The following is a 23856-nucleotide window of genomic DNA, read 5'->3' on the forward strand; positions in this document are numbered from 1 at the left end:
CAGACTTTGGGATAGCGTTGTTCGAAACCTTCAAGCTAGACCGGCTCGAGGGCTCCTGCCATATACACTGGACCGACGAACGGTCGCTGCAGTTCCCTTGAGGCATGCCCGGCACTATAGTGCGCGGCCAAGGAGACAACCCCATGAATACCCTGTTGATGCACTGCCGGCCAGGCTTCGAAGGTGAAGTCTGCGCCGAAATCGCCGAGCATGCAGCCACTCTCGAGATTCCCGGCTACGCCAAGAGCAAGCCGGCCAGCGCCCACGTCGAGTTCGTCTGCCAGGACGCCGACGGCGCCGAGCGCCTGATGCGCCGCCTGCGTTTCGCCGACTTGATCTTCCCGCGCCAGTGGGCGCGCGGACCCGGCTTCATCGAATTGCCGGAAAGCCAGCGCATCGAGGTGCTGCTGGCGGAACTGGCGAGTTATCCGGTCTGCGGCAGCCTCTGGCTGGAGGTGCTGGACACCAATGCCGGCAAGGAGGTCTCGACCTTCTGCCGCAAGTTCGAGAAACCGCTGCGCGCCGCGCTGGTGAAGGCCGGGCGGTTGCAGGAGGACCCGGCGCTGCCGCGCCTGCTGCTGACCTTCCGCTCCGGCCGGGAGGTCTTCGTCGGCCTCGCCGAGCCGCGCAACAGCGCGCTCTGGCCGATGGGCATCCCGCGCCTGAAGTTTCCCCGCGAGGCGCCGAGTCGTTCGACGCTGAAGCTGGAGGAAGCCTGGCACCAGTTCATCCCGCGCAGCGAATGGGACAAGCGTCTGGCGCCGGACATGCTCGCCGTGGACCTCGGCGCGGCGCCGGGCGGCTGGACCTGGCAACTGGTGAACCGGGAGATGCGGGTGACCGCCGTGGACAACGGGCCGATGGCGGAGAACCTGATGTATTCCGGGCTGGTCGACCACCAGAAGGTCGACGGCTACCAGTACCGCCCGCGCCAGCGGGTCGACTGGATGGTCTGCGACATCGTCGAGAAGCCGGCACGCACCGGTGCGTTGATCGAGACCTGGATCGGCGAAGGGCTTTGCCGCGAGGCGGTGGTCAACCTCAAGCTGCCGATGAAGCAGCGCTACGCCGAGGTGCGCAAGATCCTCCAGCGCCTGCGCGAGAGCTTCGACGCGCGCGGCCTGAAGGTGGCGATCGGCTGCAAGCAGCTGTATCACGACCGCGAGGAAGTGACCTGCCATCTGCGCCGCCTCGAACGTTGAAGCGGCGGCGTTCCGGCCGGGGACAGGTGACCGGCCGCGCCGCATGCGCGACAATGCGCGGATTCTGTTGCGGAGTTTCCCGATGACCCATTCTGTCGACGCCATTCTCGACGCCACCGGCCTGAACTGTCCCGAGCCGGTGATGATGCTGCACAACAAGGTCCGCGACCTGGCGCCCGGCGGCCTGCTCAAGGTGATCGCCACCGATCCCTCGACCCGCCGCGACATCCCCAAGTTCTGCGTGTTCCTCGGCCACGAGCTGGTCGAGCAGCAGGAAGAGGCGGGCACCTATCTCTACTGGATCCGCAAGAAGGCCGACTAGGCCTTCCGCGGACCCCGCCATCCCTCGCGCTTCAGCGCAGCTTCTCCATGAGCTGGTAGTACCACATCCCGGCGGCCAGCATCGGATTGCCGAAGAGGTCGCCCAGCGGCACCTTGAGGTGCTTGCAACGGGCGAAGGTGTCGAACTGCTCCAGGCTCCCGCTCATCGCCTTGGCCATGATTTCGCCCATGATGTGGCTGGTGGCCACGCCGTGCCCCGAGTAGCCCTGGCAGTACCAGACGTTGTCGGAGAGCTTGCCGAGCTGGGGGATGCGGTTCATCACGATGCCCATGGCGCAACTCCACTGGAACTCGATCTCCACGCCCTTCAGGCGCGGGAAGGTGCGCTCGATGCATGGCCGCAGCTCGGCGGCGATGTCCCGCGAGTCGCGGCCCGAGTAGTTGGCGCCGCCGCCGAACAGCAGGCGGCCGTCGGCGGTGGGGCGGTAGTAATCGAGGACGAAGCGGCAATCGTAGACCGCCAGCCCCTGCGGGTTGATCTCCCGTGCCAGCTCGCCCAGCGGCCGGGTGGTGACGATTCCGCCCATGGCCGGGAAGATCATCCCCTTGAGCTGCCTGCGTTCGAGCTTGTGGTAGACATCGCCGGCAAGCAGGATCTGCTGCGCCTCGATCCTTCCCTCGCGGGTAATCACCGCCGGCCGCGGGCCGTGGACGATATCCAGGACCTCGGAATGTTCGAAGATCAGCGCGCCGAGGCCGGCCGCCGCCCTGGCCTCGCCGATGCACAGGTTGAGCGGGTGCAGGTGCATGTTGCGGGTGTTCTTCAGCGCGCCGCAGTACAGCTCGGTCTCCAGGTGGGCCTGGACGCCGGCCTTGTCCAGCAGGACCACCTGGTCGCCCATGCCGCGGCGCACCGCCTCCTCGTAGGAGGCCTGCAGCTCGCCCATGTGGCTGGCCTTCATCGCCGCATGCAGGTGGCCATGGCGGAGGTCGCAGGCGATGCCGTACTTCTCCACCCGCTGGCGGATGATCTCGTGGCCGCGCCAGCGCAGGTGCCAGATGAAGTCCTCGACCTCGGCGCCCAGCCACTGGCGCATCTGCTTGTGCATCGCCGCGTCGCCGGACAGGCTGCCGGTGACCTGGCCGCCGTTGCGCCCGCTGGCGCCCCAGCCGATGCGATGGGTCTCGACCAGGGCCACCTTGTAGCCACGCTCGGCCAGTTCGACCGCCGTGGCGACGCCGGTGAAGCCGCCGCCGATGATGGCGATGTCGACCGTCACCGCGCCCAGCAGGGTCGGATAGTCGGTTTCCTCGTTGAGCGTGGCGGCGTAGTAGGACGGCGCGCGTTCCGCGGCCGGACGTGGATGGATTGCTGCGTTCATCGGGTATTCCTTATTCCAGTGCGGCGCGTCCTGCCGGCGCGCCGCCGTATGCGGGCGGGTCCGGGGTGGCTCAGGCCTGGGTCAGGTACCAGCGCCAGTCCTGCTCGCCGACCTCGCCCATGAATTGCCGGTATTCCGCGCGCTTCACCGCCAGGTAGACGCCGAGGAACGGCTCGCCGAAGGCTTCCCGCGCCCACTCGGAGCCTTGCAGGGCGTCGAGGGCGGTCAGCCAGTCGGTGGGCAGGCGCTTGCCGGCCTGGGCGTAGCCATTGCCCTCCACCGGCGCGCCCGGATCGATGCCTTCGCGGATGCCGCGGTGGACCCCGGCGAGAAGCGCCGCGGCGGCCAGGTAGGGGTTGGCGTCGGCGCCGCAGATGCGGTGCTCGATATGCCGACTGGAGGCCGGGCCGCCCGGCACGCGCAGGCTCACGGTGCGGTTGTCGACGCCCCAGGTCTGCGCCAGCGGCGCGTAGCTGTTGGCCTGGAAGCGCCGGTAGGAGTTGGCGTTGGGACAGAACAGCAGGAGCGAGTCGAGCAGGCTGGCGAGCATGCCGCCGACCGCCTGGCGCAGCAACGGCGTGCCGGCGGGGTCGTCGCTGGCGAACAGGTTGTGGCCTTGTTCGTCGGCCAGGCTGACGTGCAGGTGCATGCCGGTGCCGGCCAGGTCGTCGAACGGCTTGGCCATGAAACAGGCGAGCATTCCGTGCTTGTGCGCGACGCCCTTGACCAGGCGCTTGTAGCGGATCGCCTGGTCCATGGCGACTAGGGCGTCGCCGTGGTCGAGGGTGATTTCCACCTGGCCCGGGGCGTATTCCGAGATCGCCGTGCGTGCCGGCAGGCCCTGCGCCTTGCAGGCGGCATAGAGGTCGGCGAGGAACGGCTCGATCTGCTCCAGTTCGCGCAGGCCGTAGACCTGGGTCGCCCGCGGGCGGCCGCCATCGGCGTCGCGAGCCGGTTGCGGGCGGCCGTTGGCGTCGCGCTCACGGTCGAGCAGGTAGAACTCCAGCTCGGCGGCCATCACCGGGTGATAGCCCTCGCTCTTCAGCGCGTCGATGGTGCGCACCAGGAGGTGGCGCGGATCGGCGACGCTGGCGGGCAGGCCCTCGCTCGGGTGCATGCTGACCTGCACCGCCGCCGTCGGGATCTGCCGCCAGGGCAGGCGCACCAGGCTGCCGGACAGGGGGTAGGCGCGGCAGTCGATGTCGCCGACGTCCCAGACCAGGCCGGAGTCCTCGACATCCTCGCCGTTCATTGTCAGCCCCAGGATGGTGCTCGGCAGCGGCCGGCCGCTGCGGTAGACGGCCAGCAGTTCGTCGCGGTGCAGCAGCTTGCCGCGCGGCACGCCATTGGCGTCGAGGATGAACAGTTCGAAGAGTTCGATATCGGGATTGGCGGCCAGGAAATCCTGGGCTTCTTGTTCGCAGGCGAAGTTCATGGGGCTCTCTTGTCGGTCTTGTCCGGTAGCGTCGCGACGCTCGCAGCGGCGCTCCGGCGACGGCAGCGTCGCGGAACGGCATGCAAGCGGCAGGCCGGCCCCGCCGTTGCGCGGGGCCGGAGGGAAATCAGGCGTGACGAGCGTCCGGCGGACGCGCGTGGCGGCAATGCCAGAGCGCCCAGAAGGCCAGTTCGAGAGGGAGGGCGAGCGGCTCCAGTTCCAGCCAGCGGCTGTGCTTGCGGGGTAGACGCGCGGGCGTTCCGGCCGGGTTGGCGGAAGGCTGGTAGGGCAGGGTGCGCGTCGTCGGTAGGTGCATGAAGGAAAACTGGGCCAGGGGTTGGAACAGCCTCGCACAGGCTGACGGGTGAATTAAATGCGCTTTTTACGACCTTTGCTTGAGCGAAATCGAAACCGAAGGAAAAAGAAGGGCACCCCCGAGTGGGCTGAAGAGGCGCCCGGAAAGCGGCTCAACCCTTGTCGGCCTTGCCCGCGGCGGCGGCGAACCTGGCCAGGCGTACGTCGAGATGACGCGGGCGCCGGCCGGCGTCTTCGGCGTGCTCCTTGCGACGGATCGCGTTGCGCACCATCAGCGAACCGACATAGCGGATCGGCTCCGGCGGGAAGCGACCGAGCGGTCCCTGGGTCAGCGGCGAACGGGTCCAGGGATTGTCCAGGCCGAGCGCCAGCGAAGAAAGGATCTGCCCGCCCATGTGGCATGGGCCGACGCCGCTGCCGGAGTAGCCGAAGCCATAGAACACATTGTCGCGGCCGTCGAGTCGGCCGAAGAACGGCAGGCCGGTCACCGAGCGATCCGATGGACCGTTCCAGCTGGCCTCGATGGCGACCTCGGCGAACTCGGGGAAGAACTCCCGCAAACTGCCGCGCAGTTGCCCGAGATACGGCGAGGGGCGATCGAACACCGGCAGCATGCGTCCGCCGTAGGCGAAGGTGTTGCCGCCCTTGCCGAGCATCAGCCGGCCGTCCGGGGTGTTGTGGTAGTAATGCACGAAGATCCGCGAGTCGAGCACGCTGACCCCGCTGGTCAGTCCGATCTCCTGCAACAGGTCCGGTCGTGGCTCGGTGATGAGCATGTCGCTGGAGACGATCGCCACGCTGCGTTCGAATTGCGGGAAGGCCCTCGCCATCCAGGCGTTCAGCGCCAGCACCACGCGGTCGGCGACGACCCGCCCGTGGGGGGTGACCACTTCCGCCGGGCGGCCGTGCTCCAGTCCTCGCATCGGCGTGCCTTCGTACAGGCGTACCCCCAGTTGCAGGGCGACCCGGCGCAGGCCGCGAACCAGCTTGCCTGGCTGCACCGTCGCGGCAGCCGGCGAGAACCAGCCTTCCAGGTGCCGGCGCGAGCCGGCCAGGCGTTGCACGTCGGCCAGCGGGCGCTTGACGAAGGAGTTGATGCCATGGCGTTCCAGGGCGGCGATCACGCTGTCGGTGCTGCCGACCTGGGCCGGGTTGGTGGCGGTATAGAGGGTGCCGTCCAGCCGGTAGTCGGCCTCGACGTCGTAGCGCTGGCAGAAGGCGCCGATGGCCCGGATGCTGTCCTCGGAGGCCTTGACCAGGCGGATCGCCTCGGTGAGCCCGAACAGCCGTTCCAGGGTGAAGAACTTGGCCGACCAGGACAGCGCGCAGCCGCCGTTGCGGCCGCTGGCGCCGGCGCCGCAGAGGTCGGCCTCGACCAGCACCACGTCGAGCCCGGGATCGTGCTCCTTGAGCATGATGGCGGTCCACAGGCCGGTGTAGCCGCCGCCGACGATGCACAGGTCGGCGCGGGTATCGCCGGCCAGCGGCGGGCAGGGGGCCGCATGTTCGGAGCGTAGGGCCTGGTCCAGCCAGAAGGGTCGGAAGGTCATGGCTGTGCTCTCACTGCGGACGGGCGGCGACGACGATCATTTCCACCCGCCAGCGCGGGTCGATCAGCTCGGCCAGGCTGCAGGCGCGGGTCGGCGCCCGGCCTTCGGGAAACCACTGGTCCCAGACCTGGTTGAGACCGGCGTAGTCCTCCCGGTGGGCGAGCAGGATGCGTACCGAGAGCACCTGGCCGCGGTCGCTGCCGACGCTCTGGAGCAGCCGGTCGATGTTCTCCAGGACCTGGCGGGTCTGGTCCTGGATGTCACCGCTGGGGTCGTCTGCGACCTGGCCGCCGATGTAGAGAGTGTTGCCGTGCAGGGCCATTTCGGCCCGGCGTTTGACGACTTCGAAGCGTTCGATATGCATGAGGGTTTCCCTGGCTTGAAAAGACGCTGGTGGCGCGGCGGGCGCGCCGGAGTCAGGAGCGGATCGGGCGGAAGTCCCCCAGGCTGGGGATGTTCCTGTGGCCTTTCACGACACCGTCGGGTCGGCTGTTCCAGTGCGGGAGGAGCACCGCGGTGGCGATCAGGGCGGCGACGGTGAAGCCGATGAACACCGTGTAGGTGTCGAAATAGCCGGGCAGCAGGCCACCGAGGATCGCGCCCACCGAACCGCAGCCATTGACGAAGCCGGAGGCGGTGCCGGCGGCCTCTCCGGTGCCGAAGTCGATGGCGGCGGAGCCGCAGATCATCGAGTCCGGGCCGTACAGGGTCAGTCCCATCATGAACAGCAGGCCGACCACTATCGGAATGCTGCCGGTGGTCATCGCCGGGACGAACAGTGCCAGGCAGACGGTCAGCGCCAGCAGGCTGATCACGCAGGCCGGCATGCGCCGTGCGCCGAACAGCTTGTCCGAGGCGAAGCCGATCAGGATCGGGCCGAGCAGGCCGGCTACCTCGAAGGCGGTGGGAACGATCGCCGCGCCGACCTTGCCGAGCGCCGGCATGCGTTCGTAGACGATCACCGGTCCCCACAGGAGGATCGCGTAGCGCGCCGGCTTGAGCAGGAAGTAGGCCAGGCCGAGGCAGAGCACCGTGCGGTTGCGCACCACCTTGGCGAGTACCTGCAGGCTGCCGCCGTTGCCGCCTTCCGGCCTGAAGCCGGCATAGCGCACGGCCTCGCTCGCGACCTGCGGTTCGACGGGTGGATGGCCGACGTCCTCCGGGCGGTTGCGCTGCAACAACAGGAACAGCAGGGCCACGCCGCCGACCACCGCGGCGCTGGAGTAGAACGCCGCGTGCCAGGTACCGAACACGCTGTACGCCCACCAGCCGGCGAACGGCGAGGCGACCAGGCCGCCGAAGGCGTAGCAGGTGCTCCACAGGCCGAGCACCCGACCGCGTTCGTGAGTGGCGAAGAAACTGCCGATGTTCTTGCACAGCCCCGACCAGCCGGTGGACTGCGCCAGTCCCTGGACCACCATGCAGGTGGCGAAGATCGGCAGGGTGGCGAAGGTGCCCATGACCAGCGCGGCCAGTGCGGAGATCAGCAGGCCGCCGAACACCACGATGCGCGGGCCGAAGCGGTCGGCCAGCACGCCCCAGGTGAACTGGCCGACGGCATAGGCGGCGAGATAGATGGCGTCGAGATCGGCCATCGCCATCTTGTCCAACTGGAAGCCCGGATCTTCGGCGATGCCGAGCTTGGCGACGGAAAAGGCCTTGCGGGTGAAATAGAAGGCGGCGTAGGCCAGCCAGGTGATCGCGAATATCTGCAGGCGCCAGCGCTGGAAGCTGGACACGGGAGAGGACGGCAGCGCCGTCCCGGGACGTTGATTCATGGTTCTGACCTCGATCTTGTTATCGGTGCCGGCAGGTGTGAGGGGAACACGCCTTGTTGTTGTTCTGATGAGCACTTCCGCACCGCCATGTCGCGGTGCCTGGTCAGAGGGATCTGGAGTCGGCTTCACCTCCTGGGTAAGGGTTGCGGATGCCCAGGCAGGGGCTGGCTGCCGAGGCGCTGGCGCGCTGTGGTGAAGCGATGGAAACAATTCCGGATAAATAAATGAAATCGATTTATCAAATTTTAAATATAAGTTTTACTTGTTTGTCCGTAGGCCTGGCGCGGCGTGGGTCGAGGAAGTTGACCGAACGGTCATCCCCGTGTGCGCCGCCCATGGCGCGGAACCCCTTGTCCTGCCTGGAGTGGTGAAGGTCCATGTCGGTATCCCATGCGCAGTTGAAGGCTTTCCATGCAGTCGCCGTGTACGGCAGCTTCACGCGCGCCGCCGAGCGCCTGTTTCTCACCCAGCCGGCGGTTTCCGACCAGGTGCGCAAGCTGGAGGAGCGTTACGGCGTGCTGCTGTTCCACCGTAACAAGCGCTCGGTGCGCCTGAGCGAACTGGGCGAGCGCCTGCTCGCGGTGACCCAGCGGCTGTTCGCGATCGAGGCCGAGGCGGAGGAGCTGTTGTCCGCCTCCAGCGCCCTGCAGACCGGCACCCTGACCCTGGCGGTGGATGCGCCGGTGCACGTATTGCCGCAGATCGCGCGTTTCTGCGAGCGCTATCCGGGCATCGCGGTGCGGGTGGAGACCGGCAATACCGACGAGTCTCTGCAGCGACTGTTCAGCTACCAGGCCGACCTGGCCCTGTTGGGCCGGGACGTCAGCGACGAGCGGTTGCTTTCGCTGACCCTGCGCAACGACCCGATCGTCGCCTTCGTTTCGCTCAGCCATCCGTGGGCCGGGCGCGAGTCGATCCGCCTCGCCGATCTCGACGACATGCCGCTGGTGCTGCGCGAGCAGGGCTCGGTGACCCGCCAGACCCTGGAGGAGGAGATGAGCCGCGCCGGCCTGCGGATCCGCCCGGCGATCCAGGTCGAGGGCCGCGAGGCCTCGCGCGAGGCGGTGGTGGCGGGGATCGGCGTGGGGGTGGTGTCGGCCGCGGAGTTCGGCGCCGACACGCGGGTCCATGCGCTGCCCATCGTCGATTGCCAGCGACGCCTGACCGAGACCCTGGTGTGCCTGCGCGAACAGCGCTCGCGGCGGATCGTCGAGACCTTCCTCGACCTGGTCGGCGAGGACCTGTCGGCGCCGAGCTAGGGCGCGGCTTCGCGCAAGCGAAAAAAAGCCCGGCGGATGCCGGGCTTCGAAGTCGTGCTGGCGGGCACTCAGGCCTGCTTCTGTTCCTGCTCCAGGGACCTGTCCAGTTCGCGGCAGGCGCGCTGGATCATCACCTCGGTGATCGGGATCTCCCGGCCCTGGGCGTCGATGATGGCGCCACCGCTGTGCTGCTGCGTATTGAAGGGGATCACGCGGCGCTTGGCGGTATCGGTGTGTTGCGAATTCATTGCCCGTCTCCTCATCAGGTTTATCGGCAGTCTAGGGAGCGCAGATGAAACCGCCGTGACAAACGGCGGATGTCGTGCCGCTCCAACGCGAAAGCCATGGACCATAGCAATCTTGCAGTCGGCGTGCCAGCTTGCCGGCTACCGCTGGGTTTTTCTGGTTATAGTGGTCCGACCGGTGTGGGCGCCCTGGAGTTCGCCCGAGGATGAGTATGGACATGTTTCGCCTGGGATTGGTGGTCAATCCCCTGGCCGGGCTGGGTGGCCCGGTCGCCTTGAAGGGCAGCGACGGGGTGGCTGCCGAGGCCCTGGCCAGAGGCGCCGAACCACGTGCGCTGGAGCGCACCCGGATAGCCCTGGAGTGCCTGTTGCCGCTGGTCGAGAAGATCGAGTTCCTGACCTTTCCCGGGGCCATGGGCGGCGAGTTGCTCGAGCGCATGGGCTTCCGCCATCGCCTGCTCGGCGAGTGGCAGGGAGCGGTCAGCAGCGCGGCGGATACCCGGTTGGCGGTCGAGCGTTTGCAGGAGGCCGGCGTCGCCCTGATCCTGTTCGCCGGTGGTGATGGCACAGCACGGGATGTTGCCGGGGTGGTGCGCGAGCAACAGCCGGTGCTCGGCATTCCGGCCGGGGTGAAGATCCACTCCGGGGTCTATGCCATCAGTCCACGCGCCGCCGGCGAATTGGCCAGGCGCCTGGTCGAGGGCGGCCTGGTGCGCCTGGCCAGCGGCGAGGTGCGCGATCTCGACGAAGAGGCGCTGCGCGCCGGCCGCGTCGCCGCGCGTTGGTACGGCGAGATGACGGTGCCGGAGGAGGGCCACTTCATGCAGCACGTGAAGCAGGCAGGGATGGAGTCCGAGGAGCTGGTGCTGGTGGACCTCGCCGATTGGCTGGCGGAAAGCTGGGAAGACGGCGTGCGTTATGTGCTCGGACCGGGCTCGACCCTGCATGGCCTGGCGCGCAACCTCGGCCTGGAAACCACCCTGCTGGGCGTCGACGTGCTGGAGAATGGCGCGGTGCTCGCCCGCGACGTCGACGAGGCGCGGCTGTTCGAACTGGTGGACGGTCATCCGGCGTTCCTGCTGGTCACCGCCATCGGCGGCCAGGGCCACGTGATCGGTCGCGGCAACCAGCAGATCAGTCCCCGGGTGTTGCGCGCCATCGGCCTGGAGCGCATGCGGGTGGTCGCCACCAAGCGCAAGCTGGGGACCCTCGGGGGCCGCCCGTTGCTGGTCGACAGCGGCGACCCGGCGCTGGACGACAGCTTCCCGGACGCCATCCGGGTCTGGGCCGGCTACAAGGAAGAACTGTTGTATCCGCTGGGATACGCGAAGGACCAGGACGCGCCCGCGGGCGCCTAGGAGGAAAGGATGGACAAGGACGTATCCGGCGCGCTGCGCCGCCTGTTGCTGCTCGCCATGCTCGGACTGCCACTGGCGGCGGCCGCTGCGGTCGAACCGCAGCGACTGGTGGATGCGGCGCGTGCCCAGGTGGGCGTAACCCTGGGCTACGACCCGGCCTACCGGCAACTGGACTATCCGGGCGGCGACGTGCCGCTGCAGACCGGGGTCTGCACCGACGTGGTGGTCCGTGCGCTGCGTGGACAGGGGCTGGACCTGCAGAAGGCGGTGCACGAGGACATGCGTCGCCACTTCGCGGCCTACCCGCAGCAATGGGGGATGAAAGGCACCGACCGCAACATCGATCACCGCCGCGTACCGAACCTGATGACCTGGTTCAGCCGCCAGGGCCTGGCACTGACGCCGAGCCGCGACGCCTCCGCCTACCGGGCCGGAGACATCGTCGCCTGGCGCCTGGACAACGGCCTGCTGCATATCGGCGTGCTTTCCGATCGCAGGCTGGAGGGCAGGCCGCTGGTGTTGCACAACATCGGTGCCGGCGTGCGGGAAGAGGACCTGTTGTTCCGCTACCAGGTCATCGGCCACTACCGCTTCCCGCAGGGCTGAATGGGCTAGGCAAGCCGCTCCAGCGGCGGATGAGCGTACCGATCCCTCCGCCGCCGCTGGACGGCGGGCAAGAAAAAACCGGCCTGCGGCCGGTTTTCCTGTCTGCCCGGGCTCAGCGGTATTCGCAGAGGTAGGCGGTGTCCTGGGCGACCTTGAGCTGGAACTTGCTGTTCGCCGGGACGGTGAACTGGCTGCCGCTGGCGTATTCCTGCCACTCGTCGCTGCCCGGCAGCTTGACCGTCAGCGCGCCGGCGACCACATGCATGATCTCCAGCTGGCTGGTGCCGAATTCGTATTCGCCTGCCGCCATCACGCCGATGGTGGCCGGGCCGGCGGTCATGTCGAAGGCGATGGATTTGACGGTGCCGTCGAAGTATTCGTTGACCTTGAACATGGGCTTCTCCTGAAGGGGTGAACAGGCGGGTTTGAAAAGGCCCGCCAGTATGCCCAAGCCTCGGAAAGGCGTCACTAGGCGGCGCGGGCCTCGTTCAATGCTCCACCGGCAATACCAGCGGCAGCAGCCGTGCGGTATTGCGGGCATCCTCCAGGGCGCGGTGCTGCTGGCCCTGGAAACTCATCCCGGCCAGTTGCAGGGCCGCGTTCAGGCCGACCGGGCGGGGCAGCTGGCGGACTTCGCCGAAGCGTTGCTTGAGATTGACGTGCGGCACTTCGCTGAGCTGGCTGGTCAGCCCGTGCTGGCGCCATTCCTGCTCCAACTGGCGGCGGTCGTAGTCGCCCCAGCTGGCCCAGCCGGCCAGTCGCGGACGATGCTGGGCGAGCCAGCGCTCGAAGGCTTCCCAGACCGTGTCGAGATGGGCGGCGCCATCGACGTTGGCCTGGCTGATATGCGTGAGGTCGCGGCAGAAGTGGGTCAGCAGCGGCCGCCTGACCGGTCGTACGAAACGCTGGAAGTGGTCCAGTTCGCGGGCGTCCGCGGCGGCGACCAGGGTGGCGCCGATCTCGATGATTTCCATTTCCTCCAGGGGCCAGCCGCCTTCCGCGGTAGTGGCCTCCAGATCGATTACCAGCCAGTGAGGCATCGGAGCTATCCATACCAGGGTCCGCGCTGAGTATGGCGGGGCTTCCGGACCTCGGCAAACCGCTGTGCTAGGCTGCGGGATCGGATTTCGAGGAGATGACGGAATGACTGCGGTCGCATTTCTCGGCCTGGGCACGATGGGCTACCCGATGGCCGGGCACCTGCAGCGCGAGGGCTATCACGTCTGCGTCTACAATCGCTCGTCGGCCAAGGCGCTGCGCTGGGTCGAGGAATACGCCGGACGATACGCCGATACGCCGCGCGAGGCCTGTGCCGGCGCCGAACTGGTGTTCTGCTGCGTCGGTAACGACGACGACCTGCGTGCCGTGGCGCTGGGCGAGCAGGGCGCCTTCGCCGGAATGGCGCCGGGCAGCCTGTTTGTCGACCACACCACCGCTTCGGCGGAAGTCGCCCGCGAGCTGTCGCTGCTGGCTGCCGAGCGTGAGCTGGGCTTTCTCGACGCGCCGGTCTCCGGCGGCCAGGTGGGCGCGGTCAACGGCGCCCTGACGGTGATGGTCGGTGGCGAGGAGGCCTTCTATCGACGCGCCGAACCGCTGCTGCGCAGCTATGCGCGGATGGTCCGGCGGATGGGCGACGTGGGTAGCGGGCAATTGACCAAGATGGTCAACCAGATCTGCGTCGCGGGGCTGCTCCAGGGCTTGGCCGAGGCGCTGCACTTCGCCCAGTGCGCCGGTCTCGACGGCGAGGCGGCGATGCAGGTGATCGGCAAGGGCGCGGCCCAGTCCTGGCAACTGGAAAACCGCCACCAGAGCATGCTGGCCGGAGAGTTCGACTTCGGCTTCGCCGTGGACTGGATGCGCAAGGACCTGTCGATCCTGCTCGCCGAGGCGCGACGCAACGGCGCGCAGTTGCCGGTCACGGCGCTGGTCGACCAGTTCTACGCCGAAGTGCAGGCGATGGGCGGCGGTCGTTGGGACACCTCCAGCCTGATCGCCCGGCTACGTTCGTGACGCGGCTCAGGTGCGGAAGATGAAGTACACCGCGCCGAGCAGGCACAGGCCGGCCCAGAGGTAGTCCAGTTTCAGCGGCTGCTGCATGAAGTAGACGCTGAACGGGACGAAGACCGCCAGGGTGATGACTTCCTGCATGATCTTCAGTTGGCCGACCGAGAGTTCGGTGTAGCCGATGCGGTTGGCCGGCACCTGCAGCAGGTATTCGAACAGCGCGATACCCCAGCTGATCAGGGCGGCGATGATCCAGGGCTTGCTGTTGAGGGTCTTCAGGTGGCCATACCAGGCGAAGGTCATGAACAGGTTGGAGCAGGCTAGCAATAAGGCGGTTTGCAGCCAGACAGGCATGATGGATGGGCTCCGGAGGGCTGGGACGGCGCAGCCTAATTGGCTGCGGCGATAAAACCAAGTGGGCAGGCATCGGTCGGTAGGGGTTGGTGCTCGGAAAAGGATGAAAGGTATGCGGTTGCACAAGCGCTCGCTGGTCTGGGGGCTCGCGCTGAGCGGGCTGGCCGTCGTGCTGGCGGCCGCCTGGTGGGCGAGCCAGGCGTCGCGGGAGCCGGCTCTGTGGAGCGAGCTGCGGGTGCCGCCGGCGTTTGCCATCCCGCGCGATTTCAACCTGGGCGAATACCGCTTGAGCTGGGGCGGCAAGAGCCTCGCCCTGTCAGTGGCGGGTAGCGCCCGGCCGCCGTTGTGGGAGAGCGAGGGCGGTTTTCTCGGGGCCGGGCGGGAAAGCGCCGGTCGCCTGCAGTTGCGCTGCCAGGAGCAGAGCCTGGAGAGCTTCGAGCTGGTCGGTCGACGCTTGTCCCTGAAGGGGCACCTGCGCTGCGCCGATGGCCGGCTCAGCGCCTACGAGCTGTCGTTCGAGCCGCGCCAGGGCGGCGTGGAGGTGCGCGTCGCGCTGGCGGACAGCGAGCTGAACCGGGTCGCCCTGTCCTGGCGGCGTGGAGCGGGGGAGCGCTTGTCCGGTATCGTCGATGACGAGGCGGAAGGTCGCTCCTGGGTCTTGCCGGCCGGGGTCGCCGGCTACTGGAGTTCCGCTGGCAACGCCTTCCTCGGCCACTCGACGGCGGCGCAATCCCTCGACCTGCGCGAGCCGGGCCGGGTGCAATGGCGGGCTGCGACCGAGTCGGCCAGGGCCTGGCTGTTCGCTGCCGGCAACCGCGAGCAGTGGCAGCTTCGCAGCGCGCGTCTCGAGGCGGAAACGCGCCGCTGATCCGCCGGGCTTGGCGGCGGCCTGGCCGGTCCGTATTCTTTGCGCCCGTTCCGGACGGCTGTCCTGGCCGCTCCTCTGCCAACTTTCGGGCGAGATCCTTCCCATGCAATGTAGAGCCGGCTGCGGCGCCTGCTGCATAGCACCGTCGATTTCCTCTCCGCTGCCGGGCATGCCGGCCGGCAAGCCCGCGGGCGTACGCTGCCTGCACCTGGACGAAAACCATCTCTGCGGGCTGTTCGGCCGACCGGAGCGACCGGCTGTGTGCGGCCAGTTCGGCGCCGATCCGGAAATCTGCGGCGACAGCCGTGAGCAGGCGCTGGCCCTGATCGCGGAGTGGGAAGTCATCACTGCCGCTTGAACGGGTTGGAAGTCTGGCTGTCTCACGCCATACTGCTGCGCATCCTGCGCCGAAGGCTCAGGATCGCGGCTTGCAGGGCGTCGACCGCCCGGCCGGCGAACCGAAAATAACCATAAAGAGAGGAACAGGAACGATGCGTGGCATTTTGCGTATGACCGTGCTGGCTGCCGCAGTGTTCGGGGTGGCCGGCAATGCGCTGGCCGAAGACTGGAAGCTGGCCAAGGACGAGGACGGCGTGAAGGTCTACCTCAGCAGTGTCCAGGGCTCCAAGTACAAGGCTTATCGCGGCGTTACCGACATCAAGGCCGACGTGGCGACCATCGAGGCGCTGCAGGAGGACGTCAAGGGTTCCTGCAAGTGGATCCATGCCTGCGCCGAGATGAAACTCCTGAAGCAGGAAGGCGCCGACGCCTGGACCTACTCGAAGATCGACATGCCCTGGCCGGTCACCGGTCGCGACGTGGTCATCCATGTCACCACCGAGAAGACCGCGGATGGCACCGTGATCCGTCACCTGAAGGCCGATCCGACCTATATCCCCGAGGAAAAGGGCCAGATCCGCGTGCCCAAGCTGGTCGGCGAGTGGAAGTTGCAGCCGAAGGGGCAGGGCGTGACGGAAGTGACCTACCAGGTGGAAACCGAGCCGGGTGGCAGCATTCCTTCCTGGTTGGCCAACAGCTTCGTGGTCGATGCGCCGCTGAACACCCTCAAGGCCCTGCGTAGCGCCGCCGAGAAGCGCTGAGCGCGCCTTCGTTGCAAAAAGACCGCCTCCGGGGGCGGTTTTTTTGTGTCCGGCGGAAAGGGGCGGGCACAAAAAAGGCTGCCGAAGCAGCCTTTCTCGCCGGGCGTGACGGGTTTCAGCCGCGATCCTTGAGGGCGGTGAAGTCGCGCTGGGTGTGGCCGGTGTAGAGCTGGCGCGGGCGGCCGATCTTGTAGGGGCCGGAGAGCATTTCCTGCCAGTGCGAGATCCAGCCGACGGTACGCGCCAGGGCGAAGATCACGGTGAACATGCTGGTCGGAATGCCGATCGCCTTGAGGATGATCCCCGAGTAGAAGTCGACGTTCGGGTACAGGTTGCGTTCCACGAAGTAGGGGTCGTGGCGGGCGATTTCTTCCAGCTTCATCGCCAGTTCCAGTTGCGGGTCGTTGATGCCCAGCTCCTGGAGGACCTCGTCGCAGGTCTGCTTCATGACCTTGGCGCGCGGGTCGAAGTTCTTGTAGACACGATGGCCGAAGCCCATCAACTTGAACGGATCGTTCTTGTCCTTGGCTTTCTCGACGAACTTGTCGATGTTGGACACGTCGCCGATCTCGTCGAGCATGCGCAGCACCGCTTCGTTCGCGCCGCCATGGGCCGGTCCCCACAGGGCGGCGATGCCGGAGGCGATGCAGGCGAACGGATTGGCACCGGAGGAGCCGGCCAGGCGCACCGTGGAGGTGGAGGCGTTCTGCTCGTGGTCGGCGTGGAGAATGAAGATGCGGTCCATGGCCTTGGCCAGCACGGGGCTGATCGGCTTGGTCTCGCAGGGGGTGTTGAACATCATGTGCAGGAAGTTTTCCGCGTAGTTCAGGTCGTTACGCGGATACATCATCGGCTCGCCCTTGGAGTACTTGTACACCATGGCGGCGATGGTCGGCATCTTGGCGATCAGGCGATGCGCGGAGACTTCGCGATGCTTCGGGTTATTGATGTCCAGGGAGTCGTGGTAGAAGGCCGAGAGGGCGCCGATCACGCCGCACATCACGGCCATCGGATGGGCGTCGCGGCGGAAGCCGTTGAAGAAGGTCTTCAGCTGCTCGTGAACCATGGTGTGGTTCTTGATGGTGCCGACGAACTGTTCCTTCTGCGCGGCGGTGGGCAGCTCGCCGTTCAGCAGCAGGTAGCAGGTTTCCAGGTAGTCGGATTTCTCCGCCAGTTGCTCGATGGGGTAGCCGCGATGGAGGAGGACGCCTTTGTCGCCGTCGATATAGGTGATCTTCGACTCGCAGGAGGCGGTCGACATGAAGCCAGGATCGAAGGTGAAGTGGCCCGTGGCGGTGAGGCCCCGTACATCCACTACATCGGGACCCATGGTACCGGATAGGACGGGCAGTTCGACGGGGGCTGAGCCCTCGATGATCAACTGCGCTTTTTTGTCAGCCATGATGGCCTCCTATTTATGCTTGAAATCATCAGTACCCCCCACGCAGGGCCCGCACCACTATAGAGGGATAAATTCGAAAGTCAATTTGCGCGAATCCATGCCGTAGAGCCTTTCGTTGCGGGGTTTTCGCAGAAAAAGGGGGCTATTTACGCCTTTTATAAAAGGCCCGCAATCAACCATTTGGCGATGGGTGTTTTCGTTGTCATTAGTAGCCTAACTGTCTATACTCGGCGTCCGACCGCAAGGGGTATTCCTGGCCCGCTTTCATAGACGGTCGCCACTCCCTGGTGATGGGTACCTGACAAGTGCACTTCCCGACAACTAGCCCTGTTCGTTAGGGCTCTCAGTGTGAAAAAAGCCGTGAATAGCAAACGACCTGTAAACCTAGACCTAAGGACCATCAAACTCCCTGTCACCGCTTACACGTCCATTCTCCACCGTATCTCTGGCGTCATCCTGTTCCTCGGTATTGCCGTGCTGCTGTTCGCGCTCGACAAGTCGCTGAGTTCGGAAGAAGGCTTCGAGCAGGTGAAGGCGTGCCTGACCAGTCCCCTGGCCAAGCTGGTGATCTGGGGCCTGCTGTCTGCGCTGCTGTACCACCTGGTGGCCGGTGTTCGCCACCTGGTCATGGACGCTGGCGTCGGCGAGACGCTGGAAGGCGGTAAGCGTGGCTCCAAAATCGTCATCGCCATCGCGGTGGTGCTGATCGTTCTGGCGGGGGTATGGGTATGGTAACTAACGTCACAAACTTCTCGCGCTCCGGCCTCTACGACTGGATGGCTCAGCGCGTTTCCGCGGTCGTTCTCGCGGCTTATGTCATTTTCCTGCTGGGCTACCTCATTGCTCACCCCAACATTTCCTACGCGGACTGGCACGGCCTGTTCTCGCAGGGTTGGATGCGCATCTTCAGCCTGTTGACCCTGGTTGCCCTGAGCGTCCATGCGTGGGTCGGTATGTGGACCATCTCCACCGACTACCTGACTTCGATGGCTCTCGGCAAGGCGGCGACAGTCGTGCGTTTCCTCTTCCAGGCGGTTTGCGGCATGGCGATGTTCGCATTCTTCGTCTGGGGTGTGCAGATTCTTTGGGGTATGTGATCCATGGCTAGCATTCGTACACTTTCCTTTGACGCCATCATCGTCGGTGGCGGTGGCGCCGGCATGCGTGCCGCGCTGCAACTGGCCCAGGGCGGCCACAAGACCGCCGTGGTGACCAAGGTCTTCCCGACCCGTTCCCACACCGTATCCGCACAGGGTGGCATCACCTGCGCGATCGCTTCGGCCGACCCGAACGACGATTGGCGTTGGCACATGTACGACACCGTCAAGGGCTCCGACTACATCGGTGACCAGGACGCGATCGAATACATGTGTTCCGTCGGCCCTGAGGCCGTGTTCGAGCTCGAGCACATGGGCCTGCCGTTCTCCCGTACCGAAACCGGCCGCATCTACCAGCGTCCGTTCGGCGGCCAGTCCAAGGACTTCGGCAAGGGTGGCCAGGCCGCCCGTACCTGCGCCGCCGCCGACCGTACCGGCCACGCGCTGCTGCACACCCTGTACCAGGCCAACCTGAAGAATGGCACCTCGTTCCTCAACGAGTGGTACGCGGTCGACCTGGTGAAGAACCAGGACGGCGCGGTGGTCGGCATCATCGCCATCTGCATCGAGACCGGCGAGACCGTCTACATCCGTTCCAAGGCCGTGGTCCTGGCCACTGGCGGTGCCGGCCGTATCTACGCCTCCACCACCAACGCGCTGATCAACACCGGTGACGGCGTGGGCATGGCCCTGCGTGCCGGCGTGCCGGTGCAGGACATCGAGATGTGGCAGTTCCACCCGACCGGCATCGCCGGCGCCGGTGTACTGGTCACCGAAGGTTGCCGCGGCGAAGGCGGTTACCTGATCAACGCCCACGGCGAGCGCTTCATGGAGCGTTATGCGCCGAACGCGAAGGACCTGGCCGGCCGCGACGTGGTCGCCCGTTCCATGGTCAAGGAAGTCCTGGCCGGCAACGGCGTGGGCCCGAACAAGGACCACGTGCTGCTGAAGCTCGACCACCTCGGCGAGGAAGTCCTGCACAGCCGCCTGCCTGGCATCTGCGAACTGTCCAAGACCTTCGCCCACGTCGACCCGGTCGTCGCGCCGATCCCGGTGATCCCGACCTGCCACTACATGATGGGCGGCGTTGCCACCAACATCCATGGCCAGGCCATCACCCAGGACGCCAACGGCAACGACCAGATCGTCGAAGGCCTGTTCGCTGTGGGCGAAGTGGCCTGCGTATCGGTACACGGCGCCAACCGCCTGGGCGGCAACTCGCTGCTCGACCTGGTGGTATTCGGCCGTGCCGCCGGTCTGCACCTGGAAAAAGCGCTGAAAGAGGGCATCGACGCCCGCGGCGCTTCCGAGAGCGACCTGGAAGCCTCCTTCAAGCGCCTGAACGGCGTGAACGAGCGCACCAGCGGCGAAGAAGTCGCTCCGCTCAAGCGCGAGCTGCAAAGCTGCATGCAGAACTACTTCGGTGTGTTCCGCACCGGCGAGTACATGCAGAAGGGCATCGCCCAGCTGGCCGACCTGCGCGAGCGTATCGCCAACGTCAAGATCAACGACAAGAGCCAGGCATTCAACACCGCGCGCATCGAAGCGCTGGAACTGCAAAACCTCCTCGAGGTGGCCGAGGCCACCGCGATCGCGGCCGAGCACCGCAAGGAGTCCCGTGGCGCCCACGCCCGTGAAGACTTCGAGGAGCGCGACGACGAGAACTGGCTGTGCCACACCCTGTACTTCCCGGGTGAGAAGCGCGTATCCAAGCGTTCCGTCAACTTCGCGCCGAAGACCGTTCCGGCATTCGAACCCAAGGTTCGGACTTACTAAGGGTGCCCGCCATGTTGCAAGTGAGTGTTTATCGTTACAACCCCGACAAAGATGCTGCGCCGTACATGCAGGATTTCCAGGTCGACACCAACGGCAAGGACGTGATGGTCCTCGACGTGCTGGCGCTGATCAAGGAACAGGACGAGGGCTTCTCCTACCGTCGTTCCTGCCGTGAAGGCGTCTGCGGCTCCGATGGCATGAACATCAACGGCAAGAACGGCCTGGCCTGCATCACCCCGCTGTCGGCCGCCGGCCTGAAGGGCGGCAAGCTGGTGATCCGTCCGCTGCCTGGCCTGCCGGTCATTCGTGACCTGGTCGTGGACATGAGCATCTTCTACAAGCAATACGAGAAGGTGAAGCCGTTCCTGCAGAACGATACGCCGGCCCCGGCCATCGAGCGTCTGCAGACCCCGGAAGAGCGCGAGAAGCTGGACGGTCTGTACGAGTGCATCCTGTGCGCCTGCTGCTCGACCTCCTGCCCGTCCTTCTGGTGGAACCCCGACAAGTTCCTCGGTCCGGCCGCACTGCTGCAAGCCTATCGTTTCCTGGCCGACAGCCGTGACACCAAGACCGAAGAGCGCCTGGCTTCGCTGGACGACCCGTTCAGTGTGTTCCGCTGCCGCGGAATCATGAACTGCGTGAACGTTTGCCCGAAGGGTCTGAACCCGACCAAGGCGATCGGCCACGTGCGTAATATGCTGCTGCAGAGCGGAACCTGATCCTCTCGCAGTTGTTATATGAGTTGTACCTAGCAACACCTGTGGCGCCGGAGTTCTTCCGGCGTCGCAGCAACTAAGCGGGCCAAGCTCACAAAGCCATGGCCCAGATTTGAAAAATATGACCAGCAGGGGCATCCGGGCTGGTACCCGGACTATCTGCGGGATCTGTAGTGGCCATACCGATGTCGCTGCCTGAGGACTTCGGAGCCTTCAAGGTTTCGCCAGGTGGTTGTCCCCTTACCGAGGGTGACCTAGCATGCACGAAAGCGTAATGCAGCGGATGTGGAACAGTGCCCATCTATCCGGTGGTAACGCTGCCTACGTCGAAGAGCTCTACGAGCTCTACCTGCACGACCCTAACGCTGTGCCAGAAGAGTGGCGCACGTATTTCCAGAAGCTTCCCGCCGATGGCAATCCCGCCCCCGACGTCTCGCACTCCACAGTGCGCGATCATTTCGTCCTGCTGGCCAAGAACCAGCGCCGTGCCCAGCCGGTTTCCGCCGGTAGCGTGAGCAGCGAGCACGAGAAGAAGCAGGTCGAAGTCCTTCGTCTCATTCACGCTTACCGTCTCCGCGGCCACCAGGCTTCCACCCTCGACCCGCTCGGCCTGTGGCAGCGTCCCGCGCCTGCCGACCTGTCGATCGACCACTACGGTCTGACGGGTGCCGACCTGGATACCACTTTCCGCACCGGTGAGCTTTACATCGGCAAGGAAGAGGCGACCCTGCGTGAAATCGTCGACAGCCTGAAGAGCACCTATTGCGGTACCTTCGGCGCCGAGTTCATGCACATCGTCGATTCCGAGCAGCGCAAGTGGTTCCTCCAGCGCCTGGAAAGCGTGCGTGGCCGTCCCGGCTTCTCCGCCGAGGCGCGTGCGCACCTGCTCGAGCGCCTGACCGCGGCCGAAGGCCTGGAGAAGTACCTGGGCACCAAGTACCCGGGCACCAAGCGTTTCGGCCTGGAAGGCGGCGAAAGCCTGATCCCGATGGTCGACGAGATCATCCAGCGCTGCGGTTCCTACGGCGCCAAGGAAATCGTCATCGGCATGGCCCACCGCGGTCGCCTGAACGTCCTGGTCAACACCCTGGGCAAGAACCCGCGCGACCTGTTCGACGAGTTCGAAGGCAAGAAGATCGTCGAGCTGGGCTCCGGTGACGTGAAGTACCACCAGGGCTTCTCCTCGAACGTGATGACCAGCGGCGGCGAAGTCCACTTGGCGCTGGCGTTCAACCCGTCCCACCTGGAAATCGTTTCCCCGGTGGTCGAGGGTTCCGTTCGTGCCCGCCAGGACCGTCGCAAGGACAGCTCCGGCGACAAGGTGGTACCGATTTCCATCCACGGCGATGCCGCCTTCGCGGGGCAGGGCGTGGTCATGGAAACCTTCCAGATGTCGCAGACCCGCGCCTACAAGACCGGTGGCACCATCCACCTGGTGATCAACAACCAGGTCGGCTTCACCACCAGCCGCCAGGACGATGCGCGTTCCACCGAGTACGCCACCGACGTGGCGAAGATGATTCAGGCGCCGATCTTCCACGTCAACGGCGACGATCCCGAAGCCGTGCTGTTCGTCACCCAGCTGGCCGTCGACTATCGCATGCAGTTCAAGCGTGACGTGGTCATCGACCTGGTCTGCTACCGTCGCCGTGGCCACAACGAGGCGGACGAGCCGAGCGGCACCCAGCCGCTGATGTACCAGCAGATCGCCAAGCAGCGTACTACCCGCGAGCTGTACGCCGATGCCCTGGTGAATGCCGGCGTGCTCAGCGCCGAGCAGGTTCAGTCGAAGATCGACGACTACCGCGACGCCCTGGACAACGGCCTGCACGTGGTGAAGAGCCTGGTCAAGGAGCCCAACAAGGAACTGTTCGTCGACTGGCGTCCGTACCTGGGCCATGCCTGGACCGCGCGTCACGACACCCGCTTCGACCTGAAGACCCTGCAGGAACTGTCCAGCAAGATGCTGGAAGTGCCGGAAGGCTTCGTGGTTCAGCGCCAGGTTTCGAAGATCTACGAAGATCGCCAGAAGATGGCGGCCGGTGGCCTGCCGATCAACTGGGGCTTCGCCGAGACCCTGGCCTACGCGACCCTGCTGTTCGAAGGCCATCCGGTACGGATGACCGGCCAGGACGTCGGCCGTGGCACCTTCTCGCACCGTCACGCGGTGCTGCACAACCAGAAGGACGACTCGGTCTACGTACCGCTGGCCAATCTGTTCGATGGCCAGCCGCGCCTGGATATCTACGATTCCTTCCTTTCGGAAGAGGCCGTGCTGGCGTTCGAATACGGTTTCGCCACCACCACGCCGAATTCGCTGGTGATCTGGGAAGCCCAGTTCGGCGACTTCGCCAACGGCGCCCAGGTGGTCATCGACCAGTTCATCACCAGTGGCGAAAGCAAATGGGGCCGACTCTGCGGCCTGACCATGCTGCTGCCGCACGGCTATGAGGGGCAGGGTCCGGAGCACTCCTCCGCGCGCCTGGAGCGCTACCTGCAGCTCTGCGCCGAGCAGAACATCCAGGTCTGCGTGCCGACCACCCCGGCTCAGGTCTACCACATGCTCCGCCGTCAGGTGATCCGCCCGCTGCGCAAGCCGCTGGTGGTGATGACGCCGAAGTCCCTGCTGCGTCACAAGCTCGCCATCTCGACCCTGGAAGATCTGGCCAACGGTTCCTTCCAGACCGTGATCCCGGAAATCGACAGCCTGGATCCGAAGAAGGTCGACCGCGTCGTGCTGTGCAGCGGCAAGGTGTACTACGACCTGCTGGAGAAGCGTCGCGCGGAAGGCCGCGAAGATACCGCGATCGTCCGTATCGAGCAGCTGTATCCGTTCCCGGAAGACGACCTGGCGGAAGTTCTGGCTCCCTACAAGAACCTCAAGCACATCGTCTGGTGCCAGGAAGAGCCGATGAACCAGGGCGCCTGGTTCTGCAGCCAGCATCACATGCGTCGTGTCATCGCCGCGCACAAGAAGGGCCTCAATCTCGAGTACGCCGGCCGCGAAGGCTCCGCTGCTCCGGCTTGCGGCTACGCCTCGATGCACGCCGAGCAGCAGGAAAAACTGCTGCAAGACGCCTTTACTGTTTAACGCCTACGCGCTGAAGAAACCGAATTTAAGGAAACG

General features: G+C 65.8%; 25 protein-coding genes. 14 read left to right on the plus strand and 11 right to left on the minus strand.

The window, feature by feature from the left end:
* The first annotated feature begins 143 nt into the window (after positions 1-143).
* Both rlmM and tusA read left to right on the plus strand, forming a co-directional pair.
* Positions 144-1202, plus strand: coding sequence for a 23S rRNA (cytidine(2498)-2'-O)-methyltransferase RlmM (rlmM, locus tag AC4OR5_RS17340; RefSeq protein WP_003087345.1), 1059 nt, complete (start codon positions 144-146; stop codon positions 1200-1202).
* Between the two features lie 82 nt (positions 1203-1284).
* Positions 1285-1524 (plus strand): sulfurtransferase TusA, encoded by a 240-nt coding sequence (tusA, locus tag AC4OR5_RS17345; RefSeq protein WP_003105999.1) that lies wholly within the window; start codon positions 1285-1287, stop codon positions 1522-1524.
* A gap of 31 nt (positions 1525-1555) precedes the next feature.
* Here the strand turns inward: tusA and AC4OR5_RS17350 are convergent, their stop codons facing one another.
* From AC4OR5_RS17350 to AC4OR5_RS17375, 6 genes are all read right to left on the minus strand, one after another.
* Entirely contained in the window at positions 1556-2866 is a 1311-nt protein-coding gene (locus AC4OR5_RS17350; RefSeq protein WP_015503164.1) for an NAD(P)/FAD-dependent oxidoreductase, read from the minus strand.
* Positions 2867-2936: 70 nt separating this feature from the next.
* Positions 2937-4301 carry a glutamine synthetase family protein gene (locus AC4OR5_RS17355; RefSeq protein ID WP_009314736.1) on the minus strand — a complete coding sequence of 455 codons (1365 nt, stop codon included), beginning with the start codon at positions 4299-4301 and terminating at the stop codon, positions 2937-2939.
* 127 nt (positions 4302-4428) lie between these two features.
* Positions 4429-4617, minus strand: a complete 189-nt coding sequence (locus AC4OR5_RS17360; RefSeq protein ID WP_011666714.1) for a hypothetical protein — start codon at positions 4615-4617, stop codon at positions 4429-4431.
* A 151-nt stretch (positions 4618-4768) separates the two neighbouring features.
* Positions 4769-6166 carry an FAD-dependent oxidoreductase gene (locus AC4OR5_RS17365; protein ID WP_058161185.1) on the minus strand — a complete coding sequence of 466 codons (1398 nt, stop codon included), beginning with the start codon at positions 6164-6166 and terminating at the stop codon, positions 4769-4771.
* 10 nt (positions 6167-6176) lie between these two features.
* Positions 6177-6530 carry a RidA family protein gene (locus AC4OR5_RS17370; RefSeq protein ID WP_003087359.1) on the minus strand — a complete coding sequence of 118 codons (354 nt, stop codon included), beginning with the start codon at positions 6528-6530 and terminating at the stop codon, positions 6177-6179.
* A 52-nt stretch (positions 6531-6582) separates the two neighbouring features.
* Complete coding sequence (locus tag AC4OR5_RS17375) at positions 6583-7944, minus strand: MFS transporter (protein WP_020750793.1); 1362 nt, start codon at positions 7942-7944, stop codon at positions 6583-6585.
* A gap of 377 nt (positions 7945-8321) precedes the next feature.
* On the opposite strand from AC4OR5_RS17375, the gene AC4OR5_RS17380 reads away from it, so the two are divergent.
* Positions 8322-9203 (plus strand): LysR substrate-binding domain-containing protein, encoded by an 882-nt coding sequence (locus tag AC4OR5_RS17380; RefSeq protein WP_003132941.1) that lies wholly within the window; start codon positions 8322-8324, stop codon positions 9201-9203.
* Positions 9204-9271: 68 nt separating this feature from the next.
* Here AC4OR5_RS17380 and AC4OR5_RS17385 read toward each other — a convergent pair whose 3' ends face one another.
* On the minus strand, positions 9272-9451 hold the full coding sequence (locus tag AC4OR5_RS17385) for a PA1571 family protein (RefSeq protein ID WP_003087367.1): 180 nt from the start codon (positions 9449-9451) through the stop codon (positions 9272-9274).
* A 209-nt stretch (positions 9452-9660) separates the two neighbouring features.
* Here AC4OR5_RS17385 and AC4OR5_RS17390 point away from each other — a divergent pair, with 209 nt between their 5' ends.
* Both AC4OR5_RS17390 and AC4OR5_RS17395 read left to right on the plus strand, forming a co-directional pair.
* On the plus strand, positions 9661-10806 hold the full coding sequence (locus AC4OR5_RS17390) for an ATP-NAD kinase family protein (protein ID WP_023099744.1): 1146 nt from the start codon (positions 9661-9663) through the stop codon (positions 10804-10806).
* A 9-nt stretch (positions 10807-10815) separates the two neighbouring features.
* Positions 10816-11412: a DUF1287 domain-containing protein gene (locus AC4OR5_RS17395; RefSeq protein WP_003087371.1), complete on the plus strand. Its 597-nt coding sequence runs from the start codon at positions 10816-10818 to the stop codon at positions 11410-11412.
* A 112-nt stretch (positions 11413-11524) separates the two neighbouring features.
* On the opposite strand, the gene ppnP is transcribed toward AC4OR5_RS17395, so the two are convergent.
* Together ppnP and AC4OR5_RS17405 are read right to left on the minus strand one after the other, a co-directional pair.
* Complete coding sequence (gene ppnP, locus AC4OR5_RS17400) at positions 11525-11806, minus strand: pyrimidine/purine nucleoside phosphorylase (RefSeq protein ID WP_003087375.1); 282 nt, start codon at positions 11804-11806, stop codon at positions 11525-11527.
* A gap of 94 nt (positions 11807-11900) precedes the next feature.
* The gene (locus AC4OR5_RS17405) at positions 11901-12452 is read right to left on the minus strand and encodes a 3'-5' exonuclease (protein WP_003087377.1); all 552 of its coding nucleotides are present in this window, start codon (positions 12450-12452) and stop codon (positions 11901-11903) included.
* A gap of 103 nt (positions 12453-12555) precedes the next feature.
* Between AC4OR5_RS17405 and AC4OR5_RS17410 the strand changes: the two genes are divergently transcribed.
* A complete protein-coding gene (locus AC4OR5_RS17410; protein WP_058161186.1) occupies positions 12556-13422 on the plus strand; it encodes an NAD(P)-dependent oxidoreductase in 867 nt (288 codons plus the stop codon).
* A gap of 6 nt (positions 13423-13428) precedes the next feature.
* Here the strand turns inward: AC4OR5_RS17410 and AC4OR5_RS17415 are convergent, their stop codons facing one another.
* A complete protein-coding gene (locus AC4OR5_RS17415; protein WP_058161187.1) occupies positions 13429-13770 on the minus strand; it encodes a DMT family protein in 342 nt (113 codons plus the stop codon).
* A 112-nt stretch (positions 13771-13882) separates the two neighbouring features.
* Between AC4OR5_RS17415 and AC4OR5_RS17420 the strand changes: the two genes are divergently transcribed.
* The 3 genes from AC4OR5_RS17420 (at position 13883) to AC4OR5_RS17430 (ending at position 15738) form a co-directional block, all read left to right on the plus strand.
* Positions 13883-14638: a hypothetical protein gene (locus AC4OR5_RS17420; RefSeq protein WP_022580593.1), complete on the plus strand. Its 756-nt coding sequence runs from the start codon at positions 13883-13885 to the stop codon at positions 14636-14638.
* A gap of 103 nt (positions 14639-14741) precedes the next feature.
* The gene (locus AC4OR5_RS17425; RefSeq protein WP_003087397.1) at positions 14742-14996 is read left to right on the plus strand and encodes a YkgJ family cysteine cluster protein; all 255 of its coding nucleotides are present in this window, start codon (positions 14742-14744) and stop codon (positions 14994-14996) included.
* 133 nt (positions 14997-15129) lie between these two features.
* On the plus strand, positions 15130-15738 hold the full coding sequence (locus tag AC4OR5_RS17430; protein WP_019485062.1) for an START domain-containing protein: 609 nt from the start codon (positions 15130-15132) through the stop codon (positions 15736-15738).
* Positions 15739-15853: 115 nt separating this feature from the next.
* On the opposite strand, the gene gltA is transcribed toward AC4OR5_RS17430, so the two are convergent.
* A complete protein-coding gene (gene gltA, locus AC4OR5_RS17435) occupies positions 15854-17140 on the minus strand; it encodes a citrate synthase (RefSeq protein ID WP_003087400.1) in 1287 nt (428 codons plus the stop codon).
* A 348-nt stretch (positions 17141-17488) separates the two neighbouring features.
* On the opposite strand from gltA, the gene sdhC reads away from it, so the two are divergent.
* From sdhC to AC4OR5_RS17460, 5 genes are all read left to right on the plus strand, one after another.
* The gene (sdhC, locus tag AC4OR5_RS17440) at positions 17489-17875 is read left to right on the plus strand and encodes a succinate dehydrogenase, cytochrome b556 subunit (protein WP_003104388.1); all 387 of its coding nucleotides are present in this window, start codon (positions 17489-17491) and stop codon (positions 17873-17875) included.
* Positions 17869-18237, plus strand: a complete 369-nt coding sequence (gene sdhD / locus AC4OR5_RS17445; protein ID WP_003104386.1) for a succinate dehydrogenase, hydrophobic membrane anchor protein — start codon at positions 17869-17871, stop codon at positions 18235-18237. Before sdhC ends, sdhD begins: the two co-directional genes overlap by 7 nt.
* 3 nt (positions 18238-18240) lie before the next feature.
* Positions 18241-20013 (plus strand): succinate dehydrogenase flavoprotein subunit, encoded by a 1773-nt coding sequence (gene sdhA / locus AC4OR5_RS17450; RefSeq protein ID WP_003087407.1) that lies wholly within the window; start codon positions 18241-18243, stop codon positions 20011-20013.
* 11 nt (positions 20014-20024) lie between these two features.
* Positions 20025-20732, plus strand: coding sequence for a succinate dehydrogenase iron-sulfur subunit (locus AC4OR5_RS17455; protein ID WP_003087410.1), 708 nt, complete (start codon positions 20025-20027; stop codon positions 20730-20732).
* A 256-nt stretch (positions 20733-20988) separates the two neighbouring features.
* A complete protein-coding gene (locus tag AC4OR5_RS17460) occupies positions 20989-23820 on the plus strand; it encodes a 2-oxoglutarate dehydrogenase E1 component (RefSeq protein ID WP_003087413.1) in 2832 nt (943 codons plus the stop codon).
* The last annotated feature ends 36 nt before the right edge of the window (positions 23821-23856 follow it).

Source organism: Pseudomonas sp. YA1 (assembly GCF_058680555.1).